We start from the raw sequence: 15869 nt of genomic DNA, 5'->3' as shown, positions 1-15869 counted from the left end.
GTGCTGGAGATAACGACAATGACTTCGGTGTGGCGAACCAGCGGGTGGGTATTGTTGGGGGCAGCGTTGATTCTGGCGCTGTCCTTGGGTGTGCGGCATGGCTTCGGCCTGTTCCTGGCGCCGATGAGCGCCGATTTCGGCTGGGGGCGTGAGGTGTTCGCCTTCGCCATTGCCTTGCAGAACCTGATCTGGGGCTTGGCACAGCCCTTTGCCGGTGCGCTGGCCGACCGCCTCGGCGCGGCGCGGGTGGTGATCATCGGTGGCATTCTCTACGCCGCCGGCCTGATCCTGATGAGCCTGGCTGACTCGGCCTGGTCGCTGTCGCTGAGTGCCGGCCTGCTGATCGGCATCGGCCTGTCCGGCACCTCGTTCTCGGTCATCCTCGGTGTCGTCGGGCGCGCCGTGCCGGCAGACAAGCGCAGCATGGCCATGGGTATTGCCAGTGCCGCCGGCTCTTTCGGCCAGTTCGCCATGCTGCCGGGTACCCTTGGCCTGATCCAGTGGCTGGGCTGGTCTGCGGCACTGCTGGTGCTGGGCCTTTTGGTTGCACTGATCGTGCCCTTCGTCGGCTTGCTGCGCGACCGCCCGTTGCCCAGCCATGGCACGGAACAGACCTTGGGCCAGGCCCTGCACGAAGCGTGTTCGCATACCGGCTTCTGGCTGCTGGCCCTGGGCTTCTTCGTCTGCGGTTTCCAGGTGGTGTTCATAGGTGTGCACCTGCCGGCCTACCTGGTAGACCAGCATCTGCCCGCAAGCACCGGGACCACGGTACTGGCGCTGGTCGGGCTGTTCAACATCGTCGGTACCTTCACCGCGGGCTGGCTGGGCGGGCGCATGTCCAAGCCGCGCTTGCTGACCGGGTTGTACTTGCTGCGTGCGGTGGTCATCGTGCTGTTCCTCTGGGCGCCGGTGAGCGCGTTCAGCGCCTACCTGTTCGGCATTGCCATGGGTCTGTTGTGGCTGTCCACGGTGCCGCTTACCAACGGTACCGTGGCCACGCTGTTCGGCGTGCGCAACCTGTCCATGCTTGGCGGTATCGTCTTCCTGTTCCACCAGCTGGGTGCGTTTCTGGGGGGCTGGCTGGGTGGGGTGGTGTATGACCGCACCGGTAGCTACGACCTGGTCTGGCAGATTTCCATCCTGCTCAGCCTGCTGGCTGCCGCCCTGAGCTGGCCGGTACGCGAGCGCCCGGTCGCTCGCCTGCAGGCCCAGGCCGCATGAACCGCTACCTGGCCCGTGGGCTGCTGGCCGTTGCCGCGTGGTTGCTGCTGGCGTTGGTCTGGTGGGGCTGGCACAAGGGCGGGATGGCATTGATGCAACTGGGCATGAGTGTTTGTTAGGCGCTACCCTGCAAGCTCAAGGATTGTTTTGCAGGAGAAACGAACATGCGTGCACGTGGGTTGACGTTGCCGGTGCTGGCCCTGCTTGCCAGCGCTTCGAGCTGGGCTGCCGATTGCCCGGCCTTGTTGCAAGGCAGCCTGCCGGAGTTGCGGGGCAAGGGGCAGGTCGACCTGTGCCAGCGCTTTGCCGGCAAGCCGCTGGTGGTGGTCAATACGGCCAGCTATTGCGGCTTTGCACCGCAGTTCGAGGGGCTGGAGGCAACATACAAGGCGTACCACCAACAGGGCCTGGAAATGCTCGGCGTGCCCTCCAACGACTTCAAACAGGAAGATGCCGATAGCGAGAAGACGGCCAAGGTCTGTTATGCCAACTATGGTGTCACCTTCACCATGACCAAGGCGCAGCCGGTGCGGGGCAAGGATGCGATTCCGCTGTTCGTCGAACTGGCCAGCCAGAGCAGTGCGCCGAAGTGGAATTTCTACAAGTACGTTATCGATCGCAAGGGCAAGGTGATCGGCAACTTTTCCAGCCTGACCAAGCCGGATGACCCAGAATTCCGAGCCGCCATTGAAAAGGCCATCGCTTCGCAGCAGTAATGTAGCCGCTCTTGCTCTTGCTCTTGCTCTTGCTCTTGCTTTTGCTTCTAAGCGCGCGATAGTTCAGGCAGCGCCGAATGCGACTTCAGGAGGCCGAGCAGGCCTTGCTCCCGGGAGGACGCGCTGCAGGCCCCATCCATGGGGCCTCAGCGCTTGACGGGCATCCATGCCCGTCACCTCCCTCCGCAAGGCCTGCGTTCGGCCTCCTGAAGTCGCGAAGATCAAGATCAAGATCAAGATCAAGATCAAAATCAAGATCAAAGGCGAAAGCGGGTTATGTGCCTAGGGTTGCTTCACATGCACTGTAATTGCCACCAACCGTACCACCAACGGCCTGACCATCAATACGCAAACGAAAGCTACCGGCATCGCCAATTGATAGGCCTTCAGCACGTTATTCAAGTACTCCGGGTTGATCCCGGCATTCGCCGCAGTGATCACGAAGCACATCAACAGCGCCATGATCGACGACATGTAGAAGGCAAAAACGTAGGGTGTGGCGCCCGGTTTCAATTTGCGTCGGCTGCGCGCCTGCGACAGGTTGCTCATGCGAACTCCTGAAAAGTGAATGGGATCGCAGGTTAGCAACGTACCTGGTAGCCGCTGTAGACCAGCCGTATTAAGTTCTTTATAAAGAGATGCTTACGAATCCAAGGGCCAAGCATGGACCTGCTCAATGCCATCCGCAGCTTCATCAAGGTGGTCGAAGCCGGCAGCATCGCCGCCGGCGCACGCAACCTGGGCCTGAGCCCGGCCGCGGTCAGCCAGAACCTGGCACGCCTTGAAAGCCACCTTCAGGTGCGCCTGCTCAGCCGCACTACCCGCAGCATGGCGCTTACCCCTGCCGGAGCTCAATATTACGAGCGTGTCCGGCACGTCGAACGTGACCTGGCCCTGGCCGAGCAAGCCATTACTACTCCGGACAGCGAGCCCCAGGGACGTTTGTGCATTGCCTCGACCTCCGCCTTCGGTCGCCACGTGCTGGCGCCGCTGATACCCGCGTTCAATGCCCGTTATCCGTTGCTGTCGATAGAACTGGTAACGACTGATCGCCGGGTCAACCATGCGCGGGAAGACGTGGATGTAAGCTTGCGCATTGCTCCACAGCTGGAAGACCAACTGCTGGCCCGGCAGGTTGCCCGTATACCGTTCATGTGTTGTGCCTCGCCCGGTTACCTGCGTAGCGCCGGCGTGCCGGCCACACCCGAAGCCTTGCGTGATCACCGTTGCCTGGTGTTCCGCTACCCCGTGGACGGGCGATTCCTGCGCTGGGGGTTCATGCGTGACGGGCTGCGTTTCGAGGCCGAGTTCGGTAGCGTATTGATCAGCGATGACATCGATGCCCTGACCCAGATGGCACTGCACGATGGTGGCATTACCCGCTTGGCCGAGTTCATCGTACGGCCGCACCTGGCCTCTGGTGCGCTGGTACCGTTGTTCGAATACCGCGACAGCGGCCAGGCCTATGCCCAGACTGAGCCGATGGATATCTACCTGTGCCTGGCCGATCGTTTCGCCATGACCGCGAAAGTCCGCGTGTTCATGGACTACCTGCGCGAATGCCTGGGTGACAGCTGGCAATTGCAGGGATGAACAATCTATGGTCACCCATTTTTTGCAATACTGATTAACGGATGAAATGGGCCAAATCGCTCATGATGATGGCCTCCGGAATGAAAACACCCTGCGAAAGCGTAGCCCTCGCAGGGTGTCGGGGTGACCATCTCATTAACCGCCACGCGGGCGGTTTTTCATGCAGCGCGTATGAATCATCAGAAGCGGTAGGTGAGGGAAGCACCAATACCGTGAGCGCTGTTCTCGTACTTGGCCTGATAGGTGCCTTTCAGCGCCTGTTGGGTTGGCGAGCCCGACACGTTGTTTACCTTGGTATCCTCTTCCCACAGGTAGGAGTAGGCCACATCGATGGTCATGTCATCGTTCGGGCTCCAGCCGGCACCAAAGCTGACCGCTTTACGATCGCCAGTCGGAATGCGTGGCGAGCGATCGTGGTTGTTGGTGGGCGACTGGTCGACCGAGAAGCCTGCACGCAGGGTCCATTCCTTGTTCACCTTGTAGGCCGCGCCAATGGCGTGGGCCCAGGTGTCATGCCAGTTCTGCTCTTCGGTGATGGTCTGCAGCGGGTAGCCCGCTGGTGCGTCGTTCTTCACGATGATGCTTTCCAGGCGGCTCCAGCGCGTCCAGGTGCTGCCTGCATACAGTGTCCAGTGGTCATCCAGTTCATGAGTGATCGAGAAATCCACCGACTCCGGGGTTTTGACCTTCAGGCTGGCGTCGAACTTGCCGCTGAGGCCAAGCTGTGGAATCGGGTAGGAAACACGGGTGTCGCCTTCAAGTTCGTAGTCGACCATCGAGTGGTAGGTCAGGCCAAGGCGGGTACGGTCGGTAGCCTGCACCAGAACACCGATGTTGTAGCCGACCGCGGTGTCGTCGCCCTTGATCTTGACCTCGCCATCCGGGCCATTGGGCCCCAGGAGGGCCTTGCTGCTCAGGTTCGAGCCGAGTTCACCCTTGATGCGGTTGATGGTCGGGCCAAAACCGATCGAAACCTTGTCGTTGAAGGCGTAGCTGATGGTTGGCTGGAAGGTGACCACCTCGACCTTGCTCTTCTTGCCCCAGTAGCGTGCCGCGTCACCGCTGCCGTAGTCGGTGATCAGGCCGAATGGCACGTAAACGCCGAAGCCCACGCTCCAGTGATCATCGAGTGGCTTGACGTAGTAACCCATGGGGACACCCACGACCGGGACCATGTCGCCATCGGTTTCCCCCCCGAAATTGCTCCCACGGCCCGAAATATCAGTCTTGGCAATGACGGCTGCGCCACCCACGGTGACCTGTTCGCGCTTCAGGCGCGACATGCCGGCAGGGTTGCCGTACACCGTGCTGGCATCTTCGGCAGAAGAGGAACGCCCTGCGAAACCGGTTCCCATGCCGCTGATGCTTTGTTCGTTCAGCGCGAACCCGGCGGCGAGCAACTGGCTGGAAGCAAGAGCAACGGCAATGCCGAGGGAGGTTTTGAGCATTACTTTTTTCATTATTAGAAAACTCCTTGGGATCTCCGGGGCGAAACGCTACCAACAAATCACGCGTCGCGCCATAGCCGCGATCGAGGGAGATAGAGCAGTTTTGTAGGACAATCCGACCAAAATCCCATTTTTTCCGGTATCTTGTAGGAGGAGTCTCAAGATGCCTGCGGCAATTTCTGGTTTATGCAGGTATGCCAAGCGTGGGTGAAGTCGCGCAGGCGGCCTTGTGGGTTGAAAACCTGGCGCCAGATTCGTGCCTGCGCCAGCAGGTCATCGGCTGCGGGCAAAGGGGCGGCTTGCTCTTCGACCAGCATCCAGGCAATGGCGGTGGAATAACGCAGGTTGACCGCAAGTTCCAGGTGCGGGCTGCCGAGGAAGGCGTGCTGGCTGGCGAGGCCGCGGACCAGGCTGGCCAGGTCGGGATCGCGGGCCAGGTATGCGTCCCAGAGCGCTTGATGACGATGTTCGCCGATGCGATACAGGCCATGCCCGCGGCGGTCATGCAAGGCCGAGCCCAAGGCCGACTGGCTGGCGGCGATGCCCAGCAACAAGGCTTCGGCGCTGGCGCTGTGACGATTCAGGTAGACCAAGGTGGGTCGGATCACATACTGACACAATTCATTCGCCGCGATACCCATGATGCCCTCGAGCAGTTAAGGGCCGGACGGGCGCTGGAGCTTGGCAGCTGGTGAATGGTCAGGCCCGCCGGAAGCGGCAAGCACCGCTCGAGTTGAAGTGTAGTGTGATAATGGTCGTGTAAAAGGCTGTTTTTAAATCGATTGCTGCCTGACGTACCGGGCTATATGCCTTACGGCAATTACGCCGGCATCGTTCAGGCAGGCTTGCGATGGGATGATTCAGCGCTTGAATACCGCCGTATTCATGGCTCACGCGGTGAGCGACTGACGTGTGCGGTCGATAACCGCTTGCAGCGGTTCACTGCGGCTGTACTGCTCGGGGTACAGGCGCTCGGTGTGGCAGGCGACGCCGTGTTCGTCCACCAAGGTAAAGCTGAAGCTGCCCTTGCGTGGGGCAACGATCAGGCACTTCAGCGGCGAGAAGGCCTGGGAAAGGGTGCCAATGGCAGCCTGAATTTGATGATGAGTTTGCATATTATTGGAGGTTCCTGCTTTAAACACGGGGATTATGATCCGTGCATGATAGAAACGTTCCAGTGACGCCTTTATTAAGGGACGAACGAACCTGACTGGAACAGGGCAGCCAGAGGGGGCGCAATCAAAAGGTGGGCGCTTGGGCTGACTGGTAGGTACTTCAGAGGGCAGGCAGCACACCGGGGCCAAGGTTCTAGGCCGTCGGGGTGGGATCCTGATCAATCTGTCACGTGATTCGTGCTTGGACAGCGCAGGGCTGGCGAGTGAATCATCGAATGGGCCGGTCCAGGTTTCAGCAGGACACACTTGGGCGGTGTGGGTCTGCAAGGACGCTTGAGGCCAGAATTGACTTTCAGCTTGGTACTAACGATGCGCACCCTACCGGAAACGCATGCGTTTGGCAAGCACCACAGGTTTTTTCAGGTGAGCCGCGCAGTATGGCGCTTAATTTCCATGCTGGAAAGGGGAGCAGATGAACCGAAACCGACATGATGTCCTGTATCACAGCACCCAAATGAGGGTTCCAAGGTGAACTTGTTCACACTCGAGGACGCGCTTGTAACAACTTGGCAACAGGCTGCGACGCACTCGCCAATGCCTTGACTGGGCGGTTAAGTCAATGAAAAAAAACACTATTTTCAGCTGGTGAAAAAATCGTCAGTTTGACCGAAACCCACGATTCACGGGGGTTTGCGGGGTGTGGGAGGGGGTTGTCCACCGAGTTATCCACAGGAACTGTGGATTGTCCGAAGCGCTTGCTCTAGGACGGGCGTGCCAGCAACGTAATGAACTGTTCGACAATCGACAGGCTCCAATGGGCCCTCGATCCATTCACTTGAAAACGTCAAGAAAAGATCGCTGAAAACTTTTTGCAATTTTGCGGAAAATGCCCCACCGGGACTCAGCAAAGGGCGGTGCGACCCTCTGCTGTTCCACAATCCGCGCCTTCAGCGTTTGCTGATAAGCTGCGCGGCAATCATCCAGGATCATTCGGGGTAAGCATGGCAGTGGATCTGGCCAGCATTCTGCTGGGCTTGGTGGCGGGGGCCTTGCCCTGTCTGGGGTGGATCATGCAACTACAGCGCCGCCAGGCGGCGCGGCAGGCCGAGCAGGCCTTGCTCGAGGAACGCCTCAGCGCCGCCCTGTTGGCCCAGGCAGGCCTGCAGGCGCAGCTGGAAGCCAGCCGCGACGAGATCAGCGACCTGAGTGAAGCCAACTCGGTCAAGCAGGCCCAACTGGCCGCTCAGAGTCGCGAGCTGGAATTGCTCCAGATCGACCGCGACAACGCCCGCGATGCTGCCCACGCGTGGAGCCTCGAGCGCGCCAGCCGCGAAGCCGAACTGCGCCGTCTGGAAGCCCAGACGGCGCGCCTGGACGCCGAATTGCGCGAACAGCAGGAAAGCCACCAGCAGCGCCTGGAAGACTTGCGGGAAGCACGCGACACCTTGCGTGCTCAGTTCGCCGACATGGCCACCAAAATCTTTGACGAGCGCGAGCAGCGCTTCGCCCAGACCAGCCAGCAGCACCTGGGCCAGTTGCTCGACCCACTCAAGGAGCGTATCCAGGCTTTCGAAAAACGCGTGGAGGAAAGCTACCAGCAGGAAGCCCGCGAACGCTTCTCGCTGGGCAAGGAGCTGGAGCGCCTGCAGCAGCTGAACATGCGCCTGTCCGATGAAGCCACCAACCTGACCCAGGCGCTGAAGGGCCAGAAGACCCAGGGCAACTGGGGTGAGCTCATTCTCGAGCGGGTGCTGGAGCATGCCGGCCTGGAAAAGGGCCGCGAATACCAGACCCAGGTCAGCCTGAAGAGCGCCGATGGCGAGCGCTTCCAGCCCGATGTGCTGATCATGCTGCCCGGCGACAAGCAGGTGGTGGTGGATGCCAAGGTCAGCCTCACGGCCTACCAGCAGTACGTGGCCGGCAATGACGAGGCTGCGCTCAAGCAGCATGTGCAATCGCTGCGCAGCCACGTCAAAGGCCTGTCGAGCAAGGATTACAAGCGCCTCGAAGGCCTGCACAGCCTGGATTTCGTGCTGCTGTTCGTGCCGATCGAGGCGGCCTTCTCGGCGGCCCTGCAGGCCGAGCCGAACCTGTTCCAGGAAGCCTTCGACCGGCATATCGTGATCGTCAGCCCGACCACCTTGCTCGCCACCCTGCGGGTGATCGACAGCCTGTGGAAGCAGGAACGCCAAGGCCAGAACGCCCGCGAAATTGCCGAACGCGCCGGCTGGCTGTACGACAAGTTCGTGTTGTTCATCCAGGACCTGGACGAGCTGGGCAGCCGCCTGCAGCAGGTGGACAAGGCCTATGCCGCTGCGCGCAACAAACTGTGCGAAGGGCGCGGCAACCTGGTCAGCCGCAGCGAACAGCTGAAACTGCTGGGCGCCCGCGCCAGCAAGAGCCTGCCGGCCGACTTGCTGGAACGGGCGCTGTCCGATGAAGCGATGCCGGAGGAAGTGCTCACTGAACCAGGCTCAGATGGCGATTGAGCAGGGCGCGCAGGGCCGCTGGCTTGACCGGCTTGGCCAGGTAGTCCAGGCCCGAAGCATGCACCATGGCGAGGGTTTCCTTGCTGCCGTCGGCGCTGATCACCACGCCCGGCACCGGCTCGCCCAGGCGCGCGCGTAGCCAACCCATCAGCCCGATGCCGGTCTCGCCGTCGTCCAGGTGGTAGTCCACCAGCGCCAGGTGCGGGCGCATGCCCTTGGCCAGCAGGGCTTCGCATTCGGCCTGGTTGCGCGCGGTCCACACCTGGCAGCCCCAGCGGCTGAGCAGGCTGTTCATGCCGATCAGGATGCTGTCTTCGTTGTCCACGCACAGCACCTGCAGCCCTGCCAATGGCTGACCGGCCTGTTCCACCGGGGCACCGGCTGCCGGCGCGGCCTGACGGGCAATCGGTACGCTGACGCGGAACACCGTACCCTGGCCCGGCCACGAGCGTACTTCCAGCGTGTGGCCCAACACCCGGCACAGCCCGTCGGCGATCGCCAGGCCGAGGCCCAGGCCTTTCTCGGCTCGGGTCTGGTGGCTGTCCAGGCGCTTGAACTCCTGGAAGATCACCTGCAGCTTGTCGTCGGCGATACCAGGGCCACGGTCCCACACTTCCAGCCACAAGCGTTCGCCCTGGCGTCGTACCCCCAGCAGGATCGGGCTCTTGCCATAGCGCAAGGCGTTGGTCAGGAAGTTCTGCAGCACCCGACGCAGCAGCTTCATGTCGCTCTCCACCCGCAGGCGACTGCCGCGCAGGCGGAATTCCAGGCCTTTTTCGGCGGCCAGCAGCTTGAACTCGGCGCCCAGGGTGTCGAACAGTTCGTTGAGGGCGAAGGGCTTGGGGTCCGGGGTGATCTTGCCGTTTTCCAGGCGCGAGATGTCCAGCAGGTCGCTGATCAGCTCTTCCGCCGAGCGCAGCGAGCTGTCCATGTGCTGCACCAGTTGCCGGGCCTCTTCATTCATGCCTTCGGCCTGCTGCGACAGGGCCGCGGAGAACAGCCGCGCCGCGTTCAGCGGTTGCATCAGGTCATGGCTGACCGCGGCCAGGAAGCGGGTCTTCGACTGGCTCACGGCTTCGGCATGGCTCTTGGCTTCGGACAATGCCTGGTTCAGTTGCGACAGTTCGTGGGTGCGTTCGGCAACCCGTTGTTCCAGGCTTTCGTTGGCGTCACGCAGGGCCTGCTCGGCCTCGCGGAACGGTGTGATGTCAGTGAAGCTCATGACGAAGCCGCCGCCAGGCATCGGGTTGCCGATCAGCTCGATCACCCGGCCGTTGGGGAACAAACGCTCCGAGGAATGCGCACGGCCCTGGCGCATCCAGTGCAGCCGGCGCGCCACGTGCACTTGCGCTTCGCCCGGGCCGCACAGGCCGCGTTCGGCGTTGTAGCGGATGATATCGGCAATCGGCCGGCCGACGCTGATCAAGCCGTCGGGGTAGTTGAACAGCTCCAGGTAGCGACGGTTCCAGGCCACCAGGTGCAGGTTCTGGTCTACCACGCTGATGCCCTGGTTGATGTTCTCGATGGCGCCTTGCAGCAGGGCGCGGTTGAACTGCAGCACCTCGCTGGCTTCGTCGGCGATGCGCACCACGTCTTCCAGCTGCATGTCGCGGCCTTCGATGGCGGCCTTGACCACGGCGCGGGTCGATGAGGTGCCGAGCACCCCGGCCAGCAGGCGTTCGGTGTGTTCGATCCAGTCACCGTCGGCGTTCTGGTTGGGGTTGAAGCCCTTGCCCTGGCGGTAGGCGAAGCGGATGAAGCTTTGCCGCGCGCGCTCTTCGCCGACAAAGCGCGAGGCCAGGGTCAGCAGGTCATCGATCTGCACCGCCAGCAGCGGCTTGCTGCTGGGGCGGGCACTGGTCTGCTGGCCGATGAAGCGGCCGGCCTGCCAATGTTCGGAAACCCGCGTGCGCGACAGCACCGAGACCCAGGCGAACAGGGTGAAGTTGCCCGCCAGCGACAGCACCACGCCTTGGGTCAGCGGGCTGATCGGCAGGTGCAACGGGTTGCCGTGCAGCCACGCCAGCCCCGGAAACAATTGCAGCGACCAGCCTACACTGTGCGCGGCAATCGGCAGCACCAGGGTGTAGAACCAGAGGAAGATGCCCGCCGCCAGGCCGGCGAACACGCCGCGGCGGTTGGCCTGCTTCCAGTACAGTGCGCCGAGCATGGCCGGGGTCAGCTGGGTCACGGCGGCGAAGGCGATCTGGCCGATGGTCGCCAGGCTGGCGGTGGAGCCGAGCAGGCGGTAGCTGACGTAGGCCAGCAGCAGGATCACCACGATGGTCACCCGGCGTACCGACAGCATCCAGTGGCGGAATGCCTCGAACGGTCGCTCGGCGTTGGTCCGGCGCAGCAGCCAGGGCAGCAGCATGTCGTTGGAAACCATGGTCGACAGCGCCACGGCCTCGACGATGACCATGCCGGTAGCCGCCGAGGCGCCGCCGATGAACGCCAGCAGGGCCAGGCTCGGGTGGGCCTCGGCCAGTGGCAGGCTGATGACGAACGAGTCGGAAATCACCGTGCCCGGCAGCAGCATCTGCCCGGCCAGGGCGATGGGCACCACGAACAGCGCGGCCAGCGCCAGGTACATCGGGAACACCCAGCGCGCCAGGCGCATGTCCTGGGGTTCGATGTTCTCCACCACGGTGACGTGGAACTGCCGTGGCAGGCAGATGATTGCCATCATCGCCACGGCGGTCTGCACCACCATCGACGGCCAGTTGATGGTCTCTTGCCAGTAGTCCTGCAAGTGGACCGACTGGCGCGCCTGGCTGAACAGGTCGTCGAAGCCGTCATACAGGTTGAAGACGACGAAGATGCCCACGGCCAGGAAGGCCAGCAGCTTGATCAGCGATTCGAAGGCGATTGCCAGGACCATGCCACGGTGGTGTTCGGTCACGTCTAGGCTGCGGGTGCCGAACACGATGGCGAACAGTGCCAGCACCAGCGACACCACCAGCGCGGTGTCCTGCACCCGTGTGCCGGTGGCGTCGGCACTGGCGCCGATCAGCAGGTTGACACCGAGCACGATGCCCTTCAGTTGCAAGGCGATGTAGGGCAGCACCCCGACCAGGCAGATCAATGCCACCACGACTGCCAGGGTCTGCGACTTGCCGTAGCGTGCGGCGATGAAGTCGGCGATCGAGGTGATGTTCTGCTGCTTGCTGATCAGCACCATTTTCTGCAGCACCCATGGTGCGAAGATCAGCAGCAGCACCGGGCCCAGGTAGATCGGCAGGAACGCCCAGAGCTGTTCGGCGGCCTGGCCGACCGCGCCGAAGAAGGTCCAGCTGGTGCAGTACACCGCCAGCGACAGGCTGTAGACCCAGGCGCGCAGCTTCGGCGGCAACGGCGTGCTGCGGCGGTCGCCGTAGAAGGCGATGGCGAACATGATGGCCATATAGGCCAGGGCGACCACGGCGATCAGCCCGCTGGACAACGACATGAAGACTCCGAAGCAAAAAAGATAACGCGGTCCCGATCAATCAGTCTGGCACGCAGGTGTCGCTTCGTCAGCGCAGACCATGGTCGCAGTGGCAGGTGGTCGCAGGGTGCATTTCAACCTGTGTGGGTACCCAGCCGATAGAACACCCCTGCCAGTATCACCGACAACACCAGCAGGTAGAAGATCGCCTCCGGCCACAGATGCGCCAGGGCAAACCCCACCATCACCGGCCCCAGCGCCGCACCCAGGTTGGACAGGTTCTGCGCACCGTAATACACCCCGCGCAAGTGTTCCGGTGCAATCAGGTCGATGAACATGTACTCGGCGGGGATGACGATGATTTCGCCCAGGGTGAATACCAGCATCGCCAGGCACCACAGCAGCGTCGACCCGGCCAGGGCAAAGCCCAGCAGCCCGGCGATGAACAGGCCCATCCCGGCGAGCAGCCAGGGCATCAGGCGCTGGCGGCTGATACGCCGGCCGATGAGGTACTGCAAGGCAATCACCGTCACTGCGTTGGTGGTCACCAGGTAGCCGACCAGGCGCGCTGCCTCGCTCGGGCTGCTGGTCACCACCAGGTACTGCGACAGGTAGGCGGTGAACTGGCCGAACACCACCGCGCTCAGTACCCCGCCGAGGGTGAAGCACACCAGCCGACGGTCAGCGGCCAACCCCAGCGCCACCTGGCCAAAGCCGGCAGTGGGCTTGCTCGGCGCGCTGGCGCGCAGGCCGCGGTCGCCAAGGCGCCAATAGGCCAGGCTCATGGCCAGCCCAAGCAGGGCAGAGGCGATGAACGGCAGGTGGCCGTCCAGCTCCAGCATGGCCACGCCCAGCAACGGCCCGGCGGCATAGCCGACGTTGCTGAGGGTGTACTTGATGGCGAACACCTCGGCCCGTTCTTCCACTGGCAGCAACGCGCAGAAGCCCGCCTTGGCGGCGATGTCGACCACTGCCAGGGCCAGGTTGATCAGCACCAGGCAGATGAAGAACGGCATCGCTGCGCGGCTGGCAACGGCACCTACGAATGCCAGCGCGAACAGCAGCATGCAAGCGCTGACCAGCGTGTGGTTGCGCCAGGTATCGACCAGGTGGCCGCCATACAGGCTCAACAGCGAGGCGACAATCAGCGCACCGCCGATCAGCAGGCCGATCTGGCTGATCGGCAGCTGGAAGTTGTCGGCCAGATACACCACCAGATAGGGCAGGGTAAGGGCACGGGCGACGGTCAGCGTGAAGGTAGTGAGCAGCAGCAGGCGAACGGTATGCGGGTAGCGTTTGATGGCGGCAAGCATTGCCACGTCCTTGTTGTTCTGGTTTGCCGGGCTCAAGCATATGCCAACAGTGGCCCGCTGCGCAGGTCATTTGCAGGCGTGCCCGCGAAGGATGCCGGAACAGGCGACCGCTGGTGCTCAGGGCATCAATTCAAAGCTGGCTGTCTGTACGGTTTGCGAGTCCAGGCCGACCATTACGTCGAACCAGCCGGGTTCGCTGACCCAGCGCAGGTTGCGGTCGACGAAGCTGAACGCTGAAGGGGGCAGATGGAGGTTCACCTCTCGTACTTGCCCAGGAGCCAGCCACAGCTTTTCGAAGCCCTTCAGTTCCTTCACAGGTCGGCTTATCGAGGCGCTCCGGTCGCGAATGTACAGTTGCACGACCGTTTCCCCTGCGCGCGAACCGTCGTTGCGGACAGTCACTTGCACCTGCAGGGCTTGTCCGGCTGGCAAGCGAGTGCTCGACAAGCGCGGCGAAGAAACGCTGAAGCGGGTATAACTCAGCCCGTAGCCGAAGGGGTAGAGCGGCGTATCGTCAATGTCGTAATAGCGTGAGCGGTAGGCAGATGGCCTGGCCGGATCGAACGGCCTGCCTGTGTTGAGGTGGTTATAGTAGAGAGGGATCTGGCCCACGCTGCGCGGAAACGTGACAGGTAGCTTGCCTGACGGGTTGTACTCGCCAAACAGCACGTCGGCGATGGCGTTGCCACCTTCGCTGCCACTGAACCAGGTTTCCAGTACAGCATCGGCCCATTGGCTTTCTTCGGTGATGGTCAATGGCCGGCCATTCATCAGCACCAAGATCAGCGGCTTGCCGGTCGCCTTCAGTGCTCGCAGCAGAGCCCGTTGCTGCCCAGGCAGGTTCAGGTCGGTTCTGCTGGCACCCTCATGAGACATGCCGCGCGCCTCACCCAGTGCTGCCACCACCACATCGGCCTGACGAGCCGTGGCCACGGCCTCGGCAATCATGGTTTCAGCCGGACGTGGGTCGAAGGCGACCTGGTTATCTGCAAGCAGGACGAAAGCCTGCGGGTTGTCACTGATGTTTGCCCCCATTGCATACAGCAGGCGTGCGCCGGGGGCCTGGGCATCTCGTAAACCTTGGCGCAGTGTCACGGCCTGCTCGGGTTGGCCATTGGCATGCCAGCTGCCAAGGATATCCACGGCATTGTCGGCGAGGGGGCCGATCAGGGCGATGGTTGCTTGCCGGCTCAACGGGAGCACCTGGTGACTGTTCTTCAGCAGTACCAGCGAACGGCGTGCCATGTCCCTGGCCTGGGCACGGTGCAGTGTTTGTTCGAGGTGGTCCGGGGTAGCCCGCAGGCGGCGATAAGGGGCATCGAACAGGCCAAGTTCGTATTTGGTGGCCAGCACCTGGCGAACGGCGTTGTCGAGCTGTTGCTCGGGCACCTGTCCTTGCATGACCAGGTACGGCAGGTCGTGGACGAAGTAGCGGTCGCTCATGCTCATCTGCGTGCCGGCCATGAGTGCAGCCTGTGCGGCTTGCCTGCCGTTTTCGGCCACGCCATGGGCGATCAGTTCCTCGACGGCGCCATGGTCACCGATAACCAGGCCGTTGAACTGCCATTGCTGGCGTAGTATCTCCTGCAACAGCCAGGCGTTGGCGGTCGCCGGAACGCCGTTCAAGGTGGTCAACGTAGTCATCACCGCACCTGCTCCGGCATCCAGCGCGGCCTTGAACGGCGGAAGGTAGTCTTGTACAAGGCGCCGTTCACTGATGTCGGTGGTGTTGTAGTCGCGGCCGCCTTCCACCGCGCCGTAGCCGACAAAGTGCTTGACGCAGGTCATCAGGCTATCCGCCGCGCCCAAGGCCGGCCCTTGCAATGCACGTACCACCGTCCGGGCGATACTTGACACCAGGTAGGTGTCTTCGCCATACCCTTCGGACATCCTGCCCCAGCGCGGATCGCGGCTGAGGTCAAGGACCGGGGCGAAGGTCATGTCCAGGCCGTCAGCGGTAGCTTCGCGTGCGGCGGAACGCGCACTCTTGGCAATCGCCTGCAAGTCCCAGCTGGCGGCCTGCCCCAGGTTAATGGGGAATATCGTCCGCCGGCCGTGCACCACGTCCCCGGCAAAAAACAGCGGGATGTGCAGTCGGCTGCGCTGCACCGCTGCGTCCTGCAGTTCGCGCAATGCTACCGGGTCTGCTCTCGCGGCTGTAAACATGGCACCGACTTGGCCATTGGCAATGCTGTCGAGGCTGGCCTGCGGGGGCGGGCCTGCGTCTGCGTACACCATGCGTAACTGGCCGACCTTTTCCTGCAGGGTCATCTGCGCCAGCAGTTGATCGAGAAAGCGCTCCTTGCCTGTCTGCGTGCCGGTGGCAGCGGCGTTGGCAGTCATCGCGCAGGCGGCCAGTGCTGGCAAAAGCCTGGTCATGGCCCAATTCAGGCGGGCGAACAGTGATTCCATTCGATCGATTCGCGGCTGATAAAAGCCGACAATGGCGCCTGGACGCTGCAACACGCTACTGGTAGTTCTGTCAGTTGACGTCGACGATGTGGCTTGGCATAGCCCGAGCGCATTCTAATAAGACAACTGCCATCC

At 62.4% G+C, this 15869-nt stretch carries 12 protein-coding genes; 5 read left to right on the top strand and 7 right to left on the bottom strand.

Going from position 1 to position 15869, the window contains the following annotated elements:
* Positions 1-18 precede the first annotated feature (18 nt).
* The 3 genes from QSV36_RS22160 to QSV36_RS22150 are packed head-to-tail and all read left to right on the top strand — an operon-like array spanning position 19 to position 1937.
* Positions 19-1221, top strand: a complete 1203-nt coding sequence (locus QSV36_RS22160; RefSeq protein ID WP_502945736.1) for an MFS transporter — start codon at positions 19-21, stop codon at positions 1219-1221.
* Positions 1218-1340 (top strand): hypothetical protein, encoded by a 123-nt coding sequence (locus tag QSV36_RS22155; RefSeq protein WP_289134470.1) that lies wholly within the window; start codon positions 1218-1220, stop codon positions 1338-1340. Before QSV36_RS22160 ends, QSV36_RS22155 begins: the two co-directional genes overlap by 4 nt.
* A 45-nt stretch (positions 1341-1385) precedes the next feature.
* Positions 1386-1937 carry a glutathione peroxidase gene (locus QSV36_RS22150; protein ID WP_289134468.1) on the top strand — a complete coding sequence of 184 codons (552 nt, stop codon included), beginning with the start codon at positions 1386-1388 and terminating at the stop codon, positions 1935-1937.
* A 282-nt stretch (positions 1938-2219) separates the two neighbouring features.
* On the opposite strand, the gene QSV36_RS22145 is transcribed toward QSV36_RS22150, so the two are convergent.
* A complete protein-coding gene (locus QSV36_RS22145; protein WP_289134466.1) occupies positions 2220-2486 on the bottom strand; it encodes a DUF2798 domain-containing protein in 267 nt (88 codons plus the stop codon).
* A 114-nt stretch (positions 2487-2600) separates the two neighbouring features.
* On the opposite strand from QSV36_RS22145, the gene QSV36_RS22140 reads away from it, so the two are divergent.
* A complete protein-coding gene (locus tag QSV36_RS22140) occupies positions 2601-3530 on the top strand; it encodes a LysR family transcriptional regulator (protein ID WP_289134464.1) in 930 nt (309 codons plus the stop codon).
* A 179-nt stretch (positions 3531-3709) separates the two neighbouring features.
* Here QSV36_RS22140 and QSV36_RS22135 read toward each other — a convergent pair whose 3' ends face one another.
* The 3 genes from QSV36_RS22135 to QSV36_RS22125 form a co-directional block, all read right to left on the bottom strand.
* Positions 3710-4990, bottom strand: a complete 1281-nt coding sequence (locus QSV36_RS22135; RefSeq protein ID WP_289134463.1) for an OmpP1/FadL family transporter — start codon at positions 4988-4990, stop codon at positions 3710-3712.
* 146 nt (positions 4991-5136) lie between these two features.
* Positions 5137-5619, bottom strand: a complete 483-nt coding sequence (locus QSV36_RS22130) for a hypothetical protein (RefSeq protein WP_289134462.1) — start codon at positions 5617-5619, stop codon at positions 5137-5139.
* A gap of 249 nt (positions 5620-5868) precedes the next feature.
* Positions 5869-6093, bottom strand: a complete 225-nt coding sequence (locus QSV36_RS22125) for a hypothetical protein (protein ID WP_225776701.1) — start codon at positions 6091-6093, stop codon at positions 5869-5871.
* A gap of 1115 nt (positions 6094-7208) precedes the next feature.
* Between QSV36_RS22125 and QSV36_RS22120 the strand changes: the two genes are divergently transcribed.
* The gene (locus QSV36_RS22120) at positions 7209-8582 is read left to right on the top strand and encodes a DNA recombination protein RmuC (RefSeq protein ID WP_289134721.1); all 1374 of its coding nucleotides are present in this window, start codon (positions 7209-7211) and stop codon (positions 8580-8582) included.
* On the opposite strand, the gene QSV36_RS22115 is transcribed toward QSV36_RS22120, so the two are convergent.
* The 3 genes from QSV36_RS22115 to bglX all read right to left on the bottom strand — a co-directional run bounded on the left by QSV36_RS22115 (position 8554) and on the right by bglX (position 15701).
* Positions 8554-12030: a hybrid sensor histidine kinase/response regulator gene (locus QSV36_RS22115; RefSeq protein WP_289134461.1), complete on the bottom strand. Its 3477-nt coding sequence runs from the start codon at positions 12028-12030 to the stop codon at positions 8554-8556. The genes QSV36_RS22120 and QSV36_RS22115 overlap by 29 nt on opposite strands.
* Positions 12031-12143: 113 nt before the next feature.
* Positions 12144-13322 carry an MFS transporter gene (locus QSV36_RS22110; RefSeq protein WP_289134460.1) on the bottom strand — a complete coding sequence of 393 codons (1179 nt, stop codon included), beginning with the start codon at positions 13320-13322 and terminating at the stop codon, positions 12144-12146.
* A gap of 117 nt (positions 13323-13439) precedes the next feature.
* Positions 13440-15701: a beta-glucosidase BglX gene (gene bglX, locus QSV36_RS22105; protein ID WP_289134459.1), complete on the bottom strand. Its 2262-nt coding sequence runs from the start codon at positions 15699-15701 to the stop codon at positions 13440-13442.
* Positions 15702-15869 lie beyond the last annotated feature (168 nt).

Origin of the sequence: Pseudomonas sp. BCRC 81390 (assembly GCF_030341915.1) — a bacterium.
Lineage (GTDB): Bacteria > Pseudomonadota > Gammaproteobacteria > Pseudomonadales > Pseudomonadaceae > Aquipseudomonas.
Note: the sequence above shows the minus strand (reverse complement) of the source record. Positions and strands in the feature narration are given on the sequence as shown.

What these genes read in the sequence shown, in the direction of transcription:
- QSV36_RS22160 (WP_502945736.1), top strand. Translation starts at nt 19, where the DNA reads ATGACTTCGGTGTGGCGAACCAGCGGGTGGGTATTGTTGGGGGCAGCG.
- QSV36_RS22155 (WP_289134470.1), top strand. Translation starts at nt 1,218, where the DNA reads ATGAACCGCTACCTGGCCCGTGGGCTGCTGGCCGTTGCCGCGTGGTTG.
- QSV36_RS22150 (WP_289134468.1), top strand. Translation starts at nt 1,386, where the DNA reads ATGCGTGCACGTGGGTTGACGTTGCCGGTGCTGGCCCTGCTTGCCAGC.
- QSV36_RS22145 (WP_289134466.1), bottom strand. Translation starts at nt 2,486, where the DNA reads ATGAGCAACCTGTCGCAGGCGCGCAGCCGACGCAAATTGAAACCGGGC.
- QSV36_RS22140 (WP_289134464.1), top strand. Translation starts at nt 2,601, where the DNA reads ATGGACCTGCTCAATGCCATCCGCAGCTTCATCAAGGTGGTCGAAGCC.
- QSV36_RS22135 (WP_289134463.1), bottom strand. Translation starts at nt 4,990, where the DNA reads ATGAAAAAAGTAATGCTCAAAACCTCCCTCGGCATTGCCGTTGCTCTT.
- QSV36_RS22130 (WP_289134462.1), bottom strand. Translation starts at nt 5,619, where the DNA reads ATGGGTATCGCGGCGAATGAATTGTGTCAGTATGTGATCCGACCCACC.
- QSV36_RS22125 (WP_225776701.1), bottom strand. Translation starts at nt 6,093, where the DNA reads ATGCAAACTCATCATCAAATTCAGGCTGCCATTGGCACCCTTTCCCAG.
- QSV36_RS22115 (WP_289134461.1), bottom strand. Translation starts at nt 12,030, where the DNA reads ATGTCGTTGTCCAGCGGGCTGATCGCCGTGGTCGCCCTGGCCTATATG.
- QSV36_RS22110 (WP_289134460.1), bottom strand. Translation starts at nt 13,322, where the DNA reads ATGCTTGCCGCCATCAAACGCTACCCGCATACCGTTCGCCTGCTGCTG.
- bglX (WP_289134459.1), bottom strand. Translation starts at nt 15,701, where the DNA reads ATGACCAGGCTTTTGCCAGCACTGGCCGCCTGCGCGATGACTGCCAAC.